Origin of the sequence: Salinimicrobium profundisediminis, assembly GCF_026241755.1 — a bacterium.
Classification (GTDB): Bacteria; Bacteroidota; Bacteroidia; order Flavobacteriales; family Flavobacteriaceae; genus Salinimicrobium; species Salinimicrobium profundisediminis.
Window position 1 is genome coordinate 64,535 of the sequence record NZ_JAPJDA010000002.1, and the last position, 12,752, is coordinate 77,286.

At 38.4% G+C, this 12,752-nt stretch carries 14 protein-coding genes; 12 read left to right on the forward strand and 2 right to left on the reverse strand.

Annotation, left to right across the window (positions count from 1 at the left end):
* Positions 1-49: 49 nt before the first annotated feature.
* From xerA to OQ279_RS01495, 12 genes are all read left to right on the forward strand, one after another.
* The gene (gene xerA, locus OQ279_RS01440) at positions 50-1,249 is read left to right on the forward strand and encodes a site-specific tyrosine recombinase/integron integrase (RefSeq protein WP_274704419.1); all 1,200 of its coding nucleotides are present in this window, start codon (positions 50-52) and stop codon (positions 1,247-1,249) included.
* A gap of 100 nt (positions 1,250-1,349) precedes the next feature.
* Positions 1,350-1,598, forward strand: coding sequence for a DUF6364 family protein (locus OQ279_RS01445; RefSeq protein ID WP_266067980.1), 249 nt, complete (start codon positions 1,350-1,352; stop codon positions 1,596-1,598).
* Positions 1,599-2,021 (forward strand): type II toxin-antitoxin system VapC family toxin, encoded by a 423-nt coding sequence (locus OQ279_RS01450; protein ID WP_266067981.1) that lies wholly within the window; start codon positions 1,599-1,601, stop codon positions 2,019-2,021.
* Positions 2,022-2,221: 200 nt separating this feature from the next.
* A complete protein-coding gene (locus OQ279_RS01455) occupies positions 2,222-3,634 on the forward strand; it encodes a Kelch repeat-containing protein (protein WP_266067982.1) in 1,413 nt (470 codons plus the stop codon).
* 288 nt (positions 3,635-3,922) lie between these two features.
* Complete coding sequence (locus tag OQ279_RS01460) at positions 3,923-4,387, forward strand: hypothetical protein (RefSeq protein WP_266067983.1); 465 nt, start codon at positions 3,923-3,925, stop codon at positions 4,385-4,387.
* Positions 4,388-4,590: 203 nt separating this feature from the next.
* Positions 4,591-4,926 (forward strand): nucleotidyltransferase family protein, encoded by a 336-nt coding sequence (locus OQ279_RS01465; RefSeq protein WP_266067984.1) that lies wholly within the window; start codon positions 4,591-4,593, stop codon positions 4,924-4,926.
* 4 nt (positions 4,927-4,930) lie between these two features.
* A complete protein-coding gene (locus OQ279_RS01470) occupies positions 4,931-5,227 on the forward strand; it encodes a HepT-like ribonuclease domain-containing protein (RefSeq protein ID WP_266067985.1) in 297 nt (98 codons plus the stop codon).
* 38 nt (positions 5,228-5,265) lie between these two features.
* Positions 5,266-6,150: a hypothetical protein gene (locus OQ279_RS01475; RefSeq protein ID WP_266067986.1), complete on the forward strand. Its 885-nt coding sequence runs from the start codon at positions 5,266-5,268 to the stop codon at positions 6,148-6,150.
* Positions 6,151-6,496: 346 nt separating this feature from the next.
* Positions 6,497-6,976, forward strand: a complete 480-nt coding sequence (locus OQ279_RS01480; RefSeq protein ID WP_266067987.1) for a DUF423 domain-containing protein — start codon at positions 6,497-6,499, stop codon at positions 6,974-6,976.
* Between the two features lie 111 nt (positions 6,977-7,087).
* A complete protein-coding gene (locus OQ279_RS01485; protein WP_266067988.1) occupies positions 7,088-8,359 on the forward strand; it encodes a hypothetical protein in 1,272 nt (423 codons plus the stop codon).
* Between the two features lie 149 nt (positions 8,360-8,508).
* Positions 8,509-8,709 (forward strand): hypothetical protein, encoded by a 201-nt coding sequence (locus OQ279_RS01490; protein ID WP_266067989.1) that lies wholly within the window; start codon positions 8,509-8,511, stop codon positions 8,707-8,709.
* A gap of 208 nt (positions 8,710-8,917) precedes the next feature.
* Complete coding sequence (locus OQ279_RS01495; protein ID WP_266067990.1) at positions 8,918-10,759, forward strand: PLP-dependent aminotransferase family protein; 1,842 nt, start codon at positions 8,918-8,920, stop codon at positions 10,757-10,759.
* 141 nt (positions 10,760-10,900) lie between these two features.
* Here OQ279_RS01495 and OQ279_RS01500 read toward each other — a convergent pair whose 3' ends face one another.
* Together OQ279_RS01500 and OQ279_RS01505 are read right to left on the reverse strand one after the other, a co-directional pair.
* The gene (locus OQ279_RS01500; RefSeq protein ID WP_266067991.1) at positions 10,901-11,197 is read right to left on the reverse strand and encodes a thioredoxin family protein; all 297 of its coding nucleotides are present in this window, start codon (positions 11,195-11,197) and stop codon (positions 10,901-10,903) included.
* Between the two features lie 74 nt (positions 11,198-11,271).
* Positions 11,272-12,492 carry a metallophosphoesterase gene (locus OQ279_RS01505; RefSeq protein WP_266067992.1) on the reverse strand — a complete coding sequence of 407 codons (1,221 nt, stop codon included), beginning with the start codon at positions 12,490-12,492 and terminating at the stop codon, positions 11,272-11,274.
* Between the last annotated feature and the right edge of the window lie 260 nt (positions 12,493-12,752).

Here is a 12,752-nt window from a genome sequence, read left to right on the forward strand (position 1 = left end):
TTCAGAATCAGGTTTGTTTTTAGATTATATTTATCTAAAAATGAGCAGCATGAAAAAAGTTACCCTTTTTCCCCTTTTACACCGGAACGAATGGCAGATAGGTATAAAATTCCCTTTTGATCAGGAAATAAAAACCAAATTACAGAAGCTTGACGTTGTGAAATGGACCCGCACGCACAGTTGCTTTTACAGCCTTTACACGCCAGACAATAAACAGCTGCTTTACAACAAACTGCGCGAGGGCAAAATATTTGTTGATTACAGCGAACTTCAAAATTTTAAGCTGCCGGCAAAGGAAGCCAAACAACCACAACCTGTATTGGAATTCAGCCCCGCCCAGAAGAAGATCATGCATGAATACGTGAATTACCTAAGAGGTCAGCGCCTTAGTGAAAGCAGTGTGCGCACCTATTATAGTTTTGTACTGAAGTTTGTACACTACGTTGGAGACAGGCAGGTTTCAGAATTAAGAAAACGGGATATTGAGCTCTTTGTAGAGCAGTACATTGCAGCCGAAAATTATGCCCTTAGCACCCACAGGCAGTGGATAAGTGCCCTAAAACACTTTTTACAGCTTTACGACACTGAACATATTGATGTCAACAAAATCAAGCGACCTTCTAAAAGCAGGTATTTACCGGTGGTGCTCTCCAGCCAGGAGATCATGAAGCTGCTGCAAGCCACCAGGAACCTGAAACACCGCGCCATTTTGGCCATGATCTACTCGGGCGGACTTCGCATTGGAGAGCTGCTCAATCTAAAGCTGGCTCATATAGATATTCACAGGCGGCAAATTTTTGTAAAGAATTCGAAAGGTCGTAAAGACAGGATGGTGGTGCTTGCCGAAAGTATGTTGCCATTGCTGAAGAACTACCTTAGCACCTATGTGCCTCGTGTGTTTTTTGCTGAAGGCCTTTACGGCGGAGCTTACAGCCCACAAAGTATAAGAACATTTCTTGCCGACTCCTGCCGCCGTGCCGGGATCAAAAAAAGGGTTACCCCACATACCCTAAGGCACTCCTATGCAACACATATGCTGGAGAACGGCGTAGACATACGTTACATACAGGAGCTACTGGGGCACTCCAAACCCGAAACTACCATGATCTACACCCATGTCTCCCGAAAAGATATCCTGAAAATTGAGAGCCCCTTAGACGTGATGGTCAAGCAAATCTACAAATCTGACTTAGAAGAAGACCACCTGTTACTGCCACCACAGCATATTGCTGATAAACAGCTATATTAATGGGGATAAACATATTGAGCGTAATTATTCAGAAAAATTCTGCTCCATTCTTAAGATATACGTATATTTTAATTAATTTTGCACGTATAATTATTTTGTTATGGATACAAAGCTGACATTAAAACTTAACCAGGAAATAATCGAACGAGCGAAAAAATATGCTTCAGATAATAAAATGAGCTTATCAAGAATTGTAGAAGCATATTTACAATCGTTGACAACCGACAAGAAAAATTCAGATTTTGAAATTTCTCCTTTCATTAAAAGTCTGGCTACTGGAACAAAAATTCCGATCAATTTAGATTATAAAAAAGAATACACAGATTCATTATGGGAGAAATATAAATAAATGAAAAAGAGATTATTTCTAGATACAAACGTTATCCTTGATTTACTTGGAGAACGGGATCCTTTCTATGACTCAATTGCTAAAGTAGCTTCACTAGCTGACAAAGAAGAACTAACCTTACTTGTTTCCCCAATTTCATTTGCTACACTAAATTATTTTATTTCAAAATTTGAGTCTGCAAAAATTGCTCAGGAGAAACTGAGAAAATTTAAAATCATATGTGAAATCTGCAAACTGGATGCACACATTATCGAAAAAGGACTGAACTCTGATTTTAAAGATTTTGAAGATACTTTACAATATTTCAGTGCTACAGATTCCAATTGTGATATTATAATCACTAGAAATGGAAAAGATTTCAAAAAGTCTTTGTTACCTGTTATGAGTGCAGATGAATATTTGCAGAGTATAAAACCAAAATAACTCCGCCTAATTTCGGTTATAGCAAATAGCGGGTTTTGCCGAGAAAGTGTAATTTAGAAAACCAAGAAACAAAAGGTTAAGCCGACAACTGCGCGTCCCTATTCCCGCTACTTGTCAATAACCGTAACAATTATGAGCAATTGCCAGCCATCACTATAACGGCACTCGGGGGACAAAACCACGATCATTATAAATTAAAGATGAAACAATTAGAACTAAATGAAAGAAACATTGCTGGCTTAACCTTTATCGATATGTCTTCAGTAAAATTACTTTTGTTACTCACGCTTTTCTGCTGCAGCAGCATCTCTTCTTCCCAAACGCTGCACGGGGTAATAAAAGATTTTGACACCAAAAAACCCCTAAGTGATGTGCATATTACCTCTTCAGCCATTACAAATATTACAATTTCTGGAGAAGAAGGCGAATTCATATTAGTACTAAAGGAGTTGGTTTCACCAACAGATTCTATTTCCTTCTCCTATATAGGCTACACAACTCTTGCTATGAGTCTGAAGGAATTAGGAAGATCCGGTAATGAAATTTTCCTTAGGCCTGAAGTGGACCAACTATCTGAGGTGAACCTGGATTCGAAGAGACTGCTCAGCAAGACCTTGAAGTTTTCTGAGATAGCTTCACTAAAAAAAGGAGTTAATTCTTTTGGTTCAATAGACCTAGGAAACAAGATTTACGTCATAGCAGGGGATGCTTCAGTTGTTGAGGAACCAATCAAAGAAGCAATGGCGACGACCTTAGGGGAGCCAACTCTTTCTGACATCATGAGCATATCGCGAGCAAATTTCTCGATGCCTGAATATTCGGAGGATGTACAGGTCTACAATGAGTTAACGGATGAATGGACAATTTCTCCCATCAAAGTAAGTAAGAGAGCCGGTCATAATGCAGTGCTACATAAAAATAAAATTTATGTGCTTGGCGGCAAACATCTTAATCACTCCGGCCAAAAGGTCCTACTTTCTACAACGATCGAAGTTATTGATTTACAGAAGGACACATTACTAGTGGACCGTGTTTATCCTCATCAAGCTTCAGGCGCCGCTGTGGTCATTCATGGGAATGATCTACTGGTATTAGGTGGCTCCACCCGCTTAAACAGCAGGAGAAAAAAGATCTTTACTGATGAAGTTCATCTTTTTAATTTTCTGACGGGACTTTGGTTTGAAGCAGGAAAATTACCCGAAAGAAAGGAAATTAAAGCTGTTAATATTCAAGGTAAAATTTTCATCATCGGTGGGAGTGATGGAAGCGTTCCTAACAGCATCGAATCGTTAGATCTAACTACAGGTAAATATAAAACTGAAGCTAAGTTGCAGTATGGTTTTAATAATCCGGGGGTGGTTTCTAACGGGAATATAATTTATGTATATGAAAGTGGAAAATTTCATACCATTGATGTAGAAAAGAGAGAGATGAGAACCTATAGGATTGATCTTCAGGTTGAAGAACCGAATCTTCATATTTTGAATCACAAATTATTCGTTATAGGCGGATATAAAGAGCAACTTTATACGAAAACTCCAATTACTATGTGCTACAAGATAGCTCTAGAGGAGTTCAATAAAACTAAGGTTAAAGAAAATGTTTTTTTCTAGTAATTGGTTTCGATAAAAAAAAGAATTCACCACAAAATGAAAAGATACTTCAGTTCTAAAGTATGGTGATCAAAACTTCAAGCTGCACCTTTTAAAGGGTCAGAATCTAGTGTAAAGGATGTGCCTTTAACTTTGTAAAATATGTGCCTTAACAAACATTACATATTAGTGTTAATTCTCACTTTTTTCCTAAGCAGTTTTACTTTCGCTCAAGGATTAAATGATCAGGAAAAAAACAGATCTGCCAATAAGATTGAAATCAGTTTCAAACCACAATTTTCGGCCATTATGGTCCCTTTTGAAGATTATCCAGCCAGCAGAAACCCTGATTATGAGATAGGCAGTAACTCACGAATATATGGCCTGGAAATTTCAGCTACCTTAAATTACAAATCTATAATTGGTATTGGAGCAGGAATTGGTTCAGAAAACCTTTTACTGGAAAATGAAAATATAGAATACCTACCTGTATTTTTAGAGGTTACTCCTTTCCCCGCAGCCAATCCTAAAAAAGGTTTCGCTTCATTTTCTGGTAGAGTCGGGACACACCTGGGGGATCTTGATAAAAAAGGTATTTATTTAAGAGCAGATTTAGGTTATTACATTCCTTTGATAGATCATATTACTCTTTATTTTAAAGTCTTATTTACACATCAAACCCTGTATAAAAGTTTCCCTGATATTGAGAGGCTCTCAAACAAGTATTCATTTAATGGAATAGGTTTCGGATTTGGTTTAGAATTTTATCTGTGAAAGCCTGGGCTTCCAAAACTAAATAACTCCACCTATAGAATACCCTCCAAAAATGTCATTTTTGACTACCTTTAAATCAAATCTGTAGCTGATTATTTGAGTTTAAAGCCCCCATCCTGTGTTATGGGGAAGTATGGTGTAAAGTTTCTATTACCTCCTATAGACACTTTACTTCCCAATATTAAATTGATTATCTTAGTCTTATGAGAATTAAGGAGAGTATTCGAGCAAGGTTTTCAGACTTTACCACATTGTGCAGGTCATACAATGTGAAAACCCTGTATGCCTTCGGATCAGCTACTACAGATGAGTTTGATGAGAATAGCAGTGATATTGATTTACTCATTGAAATTGAAGAAAATGACCCTTTAGAAAGAGGAGAAAAATTACTGGCCATTTGGGATAAACTGGAAGAATTCTTTCAGAGGAAAGTTGATTTACTAACTCAGAATTCTGTAAAGAACCCCGTATTGAAAAAAAATATAGATGCCACAAAAGTGCTAATCTATGACGGACAAAAGCAAAAAATATCTGTCTGACATAATGATGGCTATTGACTTGGTTCAAAATTTCATAGCCGACACCCCTAATTTCGATTCTTACCAGAGTGACTTCAAGACCCAAAGTGCCGTAGAAAGACAGCTGGCAATAATAGGTGAAGCACTTAATAAACTCAGACAATTGGAATCGGACCTCTCAATTAAAAATGACAAACAAATCATTGGATTAAGGAACAGACTGATACACGGTTATGATAGTCTTGACAATTCAATACTGTGGGTAATCATAAGAAGACACCTACCTGAATTAAAAAAAGAAATCCAGAATCTTTCCAACTAAAAAGAACAGTTGGGCATAATTTTAAAGAATAATCGAATATGCAACAGACTGAAAAAAATTGTTTTATAATCACTCCAATTGGAAATAATGATTCCCAAACCAGAAGAAATACTGATGGATTAATAAATACAGTTTTAAGACCCTTATTAGAAAAAGATTTTAATTTTCAAACAATTGTTGCTGCGCATGAAATAAATGCATCAGGTTCAATAAATAATCAAATAATGAAAAAGATTATTTATGATGATCTTGTTATTGCAAACTTAACTGGGGTTAATCCTAATGTAATGTACGAAGTCGCTGTAAGACATGCTACAAGAAAACCTATCATCCATATTTGCGAAGAAGGAACTAAATTACCATTTGATATAATTGATCAGAGAACGATTTTCTATAAAAATGATATGCTGGGCGTAAAAGAATTAAAAACAGCATTAACTTCAATGATAAAGGAGGCTTTAAAAGAAAAGCAATCTTCAGATAATCCAATATATAACGCTACTCAAAGTAAGATATTTATAGATTCAATTGCAGATAAACCAGAGAAAAATTTTGAAAAGTATTTATTAGAAAGATTTGAAAGCTTGGAAACAAGAATAATGTCATTAAAATCCGCACAACGAGATTTCTCTACAATTCATAGTGAACCATTCGTTATCCGACTTACATCGAAGGAAAAACTCGACGAAGGTCTTTTTTATACAGAACTCAAATCAAACCTTCAAAACGAAAAAAGCAAATTATCTTACTTCAATATCAACAATATAGAAAAGATCAAATCGGAATATCAAACTGTAATTAATATAGTTCTTGAAAATGAGGTTTTTGTCCCAACCAGAGAAGAAATTATTAATTCTTTAAAAAATATTAGATTTAATAATCTAGAAAGTTTTCAAGTAGAAGGAAATGATGTTCCGTTTTAAAATACGCCAAAATCGGTTAACACAAATGCGGCAGACCAGACAGAAATAGCATTTTTGGATACCTTTAAAAACAGTAATTAAAAGATCAATTTCGTGCCCCAATCCGCACTTGTGTTATTCGGGACGTTATCATAACTGAATACCTCCACCTATAGAATACCTCCCAAAAATGTCATTTTTGACTACTTTTAAAATTACATCTACAGCTGATTTATTTGAGTTTCCCAGGCCGCAACTTACTTGATATATGAGACTAAGTACAGCTTTAAAAAGATGAAAACTGCAAAAAATAATTAACAAAATGAATTTTTTGCAGACATATAGTACAAACGTCTAGACTAAAATTATGAAAGACTGGAATTTTCAAGTGAATACTAGTCCTGAAGAGATTAGCAAAAAGTTAGAATCTTCCCTTGGTGACAGGAATAGATTTGTTTTCAAAACAAGTCGTGAAAAAATAGATTCAATAAAATTTAAAATACGCAAAAGGCTTCTCCTGGCATTTGAAGTAAATGTTCAGAATAACATTATTGTCAATGGCAGAATATTAAGAAGGGAGCCTAACACCGCAACCAACGTAAAAATTTCCTTTACCCACCACCCCTTAGCAAAATTGTTGATGTATGGCCATGTAATTCTGGGGTTGGGTTTGTTAGCCGGAATAATTTTCGAAATCAATAGAAGTTCCTATGCATATCTGGTGGTAGGGATATTGTTGATAACAGGAATTCTTACAGGGATGCATTTAAAAAGCAACTTCAATAAGAATGTTGAGGACTATAAAAAACTCATTGGGGAAATTCTGGAACCAAAAACCCTGAAATAGTTATTTTGAAGATGTGCTGCAAAACTTTCAGCATCGAGATTGGGCAGCTTCTGAAATTCTCTAAACTCTTTACTTTAAAATATTATTTTAGCCTTATTAATTACTAATTCAATGCGATTTTTTCATCTTTCTCTTAAAATGGTCAAAAATTTATATCACTACCTTGCCCTCGTATTTGTATTACTATTGTCATCCTGCCAAAAAGACGATACCCCAAAAACTGATTACTCTATTGAATCCAACAAATATTTTGAGCTTATTAGTCAGCACGAAAATGGCTGGATAAAAGAGGCACGCTACGGTAGCGATGAACCTACAAAAGAATATGAGTACTATGAAAATGGTTTTATAAAATCAGCAAAAATATACTCTGGCATCCCCAACCATCATCTATATATGGAAGTAAGCCGCAGTGAGGACAACAAACCACTTTGGTCTAAATATTATAACCCTGACGGGAGCCTATGGTTTGAAACCATTTATGAAAATGGACAGCCGTTAACCAAGAAGGTTTTTAGTGAAGATGGCACAACTATTTACAACTATAATGACGGCGGAGATCTCATTTCGGTCAATTTTACCTCGAGCGACAATTTAAGCTCCAGCGAGATGGTTTTCAATTCAGCTTCAGAAGAACGAACTCTCACCGTCATTAAGAACGGAAAAACCCTTCTGCAACAGCATCTCCCTTATCAGGAAAAGTTTGGATCTGGAATGAACACAAATACTTATATGCCTCTGGGTAATCCATTCGGTATTTCTGAAACTTCTTACATTGACAAAAATGAATCTTTATCTCAAAGCCCCGTCTGGCAGTTCAGTGTAAATCCGCTGGAATATATGTACCCTTACCGCTTATTCGACGGATTCTTTTACAATAATTACCGGCCGCAAGCCGGGATCAGCCTTGCCATTACCGATGAGCTTTACCAGTCGATCATTGAACAATACCCGGTGACCGAAGATGTTGTTCTCGTAGGCGGCGTGAAATACCCGCATGGCTACGATAACTTTACTGCTGTAGGTAAGGTGGGAGATTCGCTTAAAGACGCATGGGAAGAAAACAAAGAGGTGTTTGAGCTTAAGTATGGCAACCAGTATGTTTCTAAAGTGGGTTATGGAAAGACTTACATAATTGTTGGAGCTATCAGGAATCTGCCTACCCATAGTAATGCAGCCAATGACATTAAGGAGTTGGCCCGTCTACAAATGCAGCACATCATCTACGATCATGAAAGCTTAAATCCCCAGGAGCAAAGAATGCTGGGTAAAGTATGGTTCGAAATAAAGTTCTTCTCAACTTTAAAGGAGCATAGAAATGGAATTCCTTTAAATTCTTATGAAAATTATCTTGACGCTGTGCAGCAAGTGGAGAATGCCTAACCATCAGTAATTCAGCTTTTATATAGCAGCTTCGAATATTTGTAGATGCAGACAATTTCAAAACTGAATTCTAGAATAAAGAAACCGGGAAACTCTCTGCCAGTAACAGCATATTATAACTAGAAGTACCACATTTAAAACCATCAAAAGTGAACAAATTAACCAGAACCAGAACGCTACTACTCATTTCTGCAGGAATATTTATCATCGCAATCGCCCAACTGGTGAGCCACTTTATAAATATTTCTGAAAAATACGATTTCGCAATCGGCCTTATTGAAGGCTTAGGTTTGGGACTCATGGTGATTGCTTTAATAAAAGGAAGTTTCAGGAAAAAACTTTCTCACTGATTTTAAGCCGATACAAAGCATCGAAGTCAGTACATCAACAATGCATAATTTTCCTTCTGAAAAAGCCCTGTATTTTTTTTAAAATGAAATGCAGATAGTGGAGACTGTCTTCATCCTGGCCCGGGAACAGGAGTAACAATTCTGCATCATCTCTTTTGTAATAAGTCCAATTCGGTCTATCTTGCAGGTCCATTTGAAAGTAAAGACCATGAAAGAGAAAAACGTGCTAAATTACCTTGAAGCAGTTTTAAAAAATATGCCCAATGACTGGGTAACACTCACTACCCACAGGCTGGACATCTACAATGAAGAACAGGCAAAAACCCAGTTCTTAAGACAGTTCGAAAATTTATACCAGAATAATAATTCAAAAAAAGAAGCACTTAGTGCCCTACCTACCGCTTTTGATTATATCCGGCTGGGACATCCACTGTCCAGTATCCTTGAATGGACCATTGCCCGCCTGAATGATCTAAAGCCACAAAATGTGATCAGTTTTTCATCCAGGACAGTTCCCGTACTGGCCGTGCTTAGAAAAAATCTTTTCACTAAGAAGAACACCCGCATTCTTTATACTGAAGAATTACCCGGCTTTTTTGATGCCGATGTTGTTAAACGGGTTTACGGATATAACTTCGAAATAAAGCAGATCAACAATCTGGAAGAAATCCCTGAATTTGATGGCAGCACAATCCTCATTTCCCAAAAAACGGATTTTGGTACTGTTGACCTTCCGGCAACTGTCGACTTTTTTATCCAGATCCATCCACAGCTTGGTAGTATCTTACTGGTAAATGGAGATCAAAATGACGATTACGTCTCCGAAATTCAGCATGTGCGAAGAAGGGAAACCATAGCCATGACCCCGGCCGATTCTTTTGCTGCCTTACAGCTTATAACAGGGAAATCATATAAACGCTCACAAAATGATCTTGCAGTCAATAAAGCCAGTGTGCTAAAGTCTATTAAAGAGATTACCGCTACCGGTTCTAAGGCATTACTGGCGTCATCTGGGCTTTCTATGCAGTACGCTATCATGATGGGGCTTGTTGACAGTGCTCTTGAAAAACATCCGGGTAAAGACATAAAATTCATTGTGCCACCTAACTGTTATGGCGGCACAAACGACCAGGCACGAAGGGTTGCCGCCTGTCTTGATCATGTTGAAGTAGTAGATTTACTTGTTGACGGGAACAACAATATGGTAGATAGCATTGATGCGGTTTTAGAAAAGATCGCACAGCAGGATGCCGTTCCTTATATCATTGCTGAAATACCCACCAATCCACGGGTAGAAGTGCCCAATTTTGATAACCTAAAGGCAGTTCTCGGGAAAGCACGCGAAACCGCAAATGGCCAGCCTGCTATTGACCCTGTTTTTATTTTAGATCAAACCTTCTGCCCAAATGTGCAGTTCCCGGCTAAAGATGGCATCCTTTCTAATACGCGAGTCATATCTTATGTGAGCGGATCAAAATTTCCCAGTGGCGGAAAATGTACTGCGGGCTATTGTGTTGCCAATGAAAAAGCCGAAGGATTGCTTGATAAAATTGACAGGCATCTAAAACTTTGTGACAATGAGGCTACCCATCTTCAGGTTGAAATACTGGCTGAGCAACTTCCGTCAATGAACCAAAGGATCAAGGAGGCTTACAAAAACACGCGGGAATTTGTCAATTACATCCACGAAACCTTACCCGGAGCAAAAATAAATTTTGTTTCAGAAGAACTTGCGAGCCAGGGATTCACCCCATCAGTATTTTCACTTGATCTTCCTACAAAAGGCGACACTGCCGAAGAAAGGGAAACTTATAAAAGGGCATTAAATCAAAAGCTAATTGGCATGATGATTAGCGAGATCCCCAATGAGAGCAAGTACTGCGTAAGCTATGGGCAATTAAAAGGCTGTTACTGGACTATTCCTGCAACATCTACACAGGGAACTACTAAAGAAGACGATAAAGACTACATTGCGCGAGTTTCTGTATCGCCAGATCTTGATCTTGAACGCCATAAGCAGGTTTTTTCAGATTTTGTAGCGCAGATCTAATTTTGGCAGAAGTAGTGCTTTGCGTTTTTCTACGGAAATCATCTTCATGAACTGAATAACTTTTTGAAGCAATTTCCTTCAGAAGTAAAGCCGAACAAAAACTAAAATAGGTTCCAAAAATGCCATTTTTGGAACCTATTTTTATACATATTCTTTAATAAGGCCAATCAGCGTGTTGGCATCCTGTTCTCCGCTCTGCCTCCACTTCATCTCCCCTTCCTTATAGATCATTAGCGTAGGCAGGCCTTTTATTCGCAAAGCTTCAGCAAGTTCAGAATTCTTATCAACATCAATTTTGATGACCCTGGCCCTGTCGCCCAATGCCGCTGCAACATCTTTTAAAACCGGATTCATAGCTTCGGAAGCTTCATGCCAGTGGGTGTAGAACTCCAGCAGGACCGGCACCTGCAAATCGATTAACTCTCCAAATTTCGACATATACCTGAAATTTATAGTCGGCTGCAGAAACATGAGCTCCTGCAGCCTTTCTCAAATATAGTCAAAAGTTTGTTTCATGCGGGTTTTGGCCCCTTCCGAAGTTCAATTACCGAAACTTCAGGCCAAATCCCTACCCGACCCGGGTAAGCCAAAAATCCGAAGCCACGGTTCACATTGAGAAAACGTCCGGCTTCATTATAGATCCCCGCCCAGTGTTCATACCTGTACTGTGCCGGACTCCATTTAAACCAGCCCGGAATTTCTATTCCAAACTGCATTCCGTGGGTATGTCCGCTTAACGTAAGATGAAATTTCTTTTGATCTTTCTTCACCTTTTCCTGCCAGTGAGACGGGTCGTGCGACAGGAGGATCTTGAATTCCTCTTCCGAAAGTTCCCTGGCGGCTTTATTAAGATCTCCCACCTGCTTAAACCCGGCGCCCCAGTTCTCTACTCCCACAATTGCAATAGCATCACTGCCACGGGTAATTTTCTTGTGTTCATCAAGCAAAAGGTTCCAGCCCATCTCCCGGTGCACTCCTTTAAGAGCCTCCAAATTTGCCTTTTTTGCCGTTGCAGATTCCCAGTTCACATAATCGCCATAATCGTGATTTCCCAAGACCGAGAAAACACCATCGGGCGCAGAGATCGTGGAAAAAACTTCCTTCCACGGGTCCATTTCAGATGCTGTATTGTTCACCAGGTCTCCCGTAAACATCACGGCATCGCTCTTTTGCTCATTAATTAGATCTATTCCGTAGCGGATCTTTTCAGGATTGTCAAAACTTCCGGAGTGAATGTCGCTTATCTGGGTGATCCTGTAGCCGTCAAATGCTTCGGGCAGGTCGTCAAAATTTAAAACGTACTTTAAAACCTTATAGTTGTATCGCCCCTGGTACATTCCGTAGAGCAGCGAAGCGAAGGGAATAGCTGCAATCCCCATGGCTATCTGGCTCACAAACTTACGCCGAGACGGTAATGAATAATCTGCATTTGAATGTGCCAGTTTTTGAAAACCACTCACCACCAACCTTACCAGATCTTCGCCAAATAAAAGCACAAAAAGGATAAGTTTAGGCACAAAAAAAGCGAGAAAGAACCCAATCGCATAACTACGCGCCCCGGTAAGCCCCTGTTTTTCGGGCACATTGAACTGGTACAGCAAATACCCCAAAACTCCAAGAGAAAGGGCGAGATAGATAAAGTAGATCCAGGAATGGCGGGTAACGGTTTTAAAAGCCTGATATGCGTATATATCGAGAATGACGTAAATAACTACAAAAATGATCCAGCGCATGTAAAAATTTTTAAGCTGCAAAGGTACTGCGAAAGCCCTGCCAAAAGTTGCGGCCTGCCAAATCTTTCATTTATAGCACAATTAATATTTTGCATAAGTAAGTACTTCAGCATTTTAAAATGTAATGATCTGGCGCAAAATTTCTGCGGAAGAGAATTGCATTGGCCTAACTTCAGCAAAAATATATGCTCCGAGCTTGTAAAATGGTCTTAAACAGGCTAATAAATTTTCAGCTTAAAACATGAGCATTCTTATACAGC

What these genes read in the sequence shown, in the direction of transcription:
- OQ279_RS01500 (WP_266067991.1), bottom strand. Translation starts at nt 11,197, where the DNA reads ATGTCGAAATTTGGAGAGTTAATCGATTTGCAGGTGCCGGTCCTGCTG.
- OQ279_RS01445 (WP_266067980.1), top strand. Translation starts at nt 1,350, where the DNA reads ATGGATACAAAGCTGACATTAAAACTTAACCAGGAAATAATCGAACGA.
- OQ279_RS01485 (WP_266067988.1), top strand. Translation starts at nt 7,088, where the DNA reads ATGCGATTTTTTCATCTTTCTCTTAAAATGGTCAAAAATTTATATCAC.
- OQ279_RS01475 (WP_266067986.1), top strand. Translation starts at nt 5,266, where the DNA reads ATGCAACAGACTGAAAAAAATTGTTTTATAATCACTCCAATTGGAAAT.
- OQ279_RS01495 (WP_266067990.1), top strand. Translation starts at nt 8,918, where the DNA reads ATGAAAGAGAAAAACGTGCTAAATTACCTTGAAGCAGTTTTAAAAAAT.
- xerA (WP_274704419.1), top strand. Translation starts at nt 50, where the DNA reads ATGAAAAAAGTTACCCTTTTTCCCCTTTTACACCGGAACGAATGGCAG.
- OQ279_RS01450 (WP_266067981.1), top strand. Translation starts at nt 1,599, where the DNA reads ATGAAAAAGAGATTATTTCTAGATACAAACGTTATCCTTGATTTACTT.
- OQ279_RS01465 (WP_266067984.1), top strand. Translation starts at nt 4,591, where the DNA reads ATGAGAATTAAGGAGAGTATTCGAGCAAGGTTTTCAGACTTTACCACA.
- OQ279_RS01505 (WP_266067992.1), bottom strand. Translation starts at nt 12,492, where the DNA reads ATGCGCTGGATCATTTTTGTAGTTATTTACGTCATTCTCGATATATAC.
- OQ279_RS01455 (WP_266067982.1), top strand. Translation starts at nt 2,222, where the DNA reads ATGAAACAATTAGAACTAAATGAAAGAAACATTGCTGGCTTAACCTTT.
- OQ279_RS01460 (WP_266067983.1), top strand. Translation starts at nt 3,923, where the DNA reads ATGGTCCCTTTTGAAGATTATCCAGCCAGCAGAAACCCTGATTATGAG.
- OQ279_RS01470 (WP_266067985.1), top strand. Translation starts at nt 4,931, where the DNA reads ATGATGGCTATTGACTTGGTTCAAAATTTCATAGCCGACACCCCTAAT.
- OQ279_RS01480 (WP_266067987.1), top strand. Translation starts at nt 6,497, where the DNA reads ATGAAAGACTGGAATTTTCAAGTGAATACTAGTCCTGAAGAGATTAGC.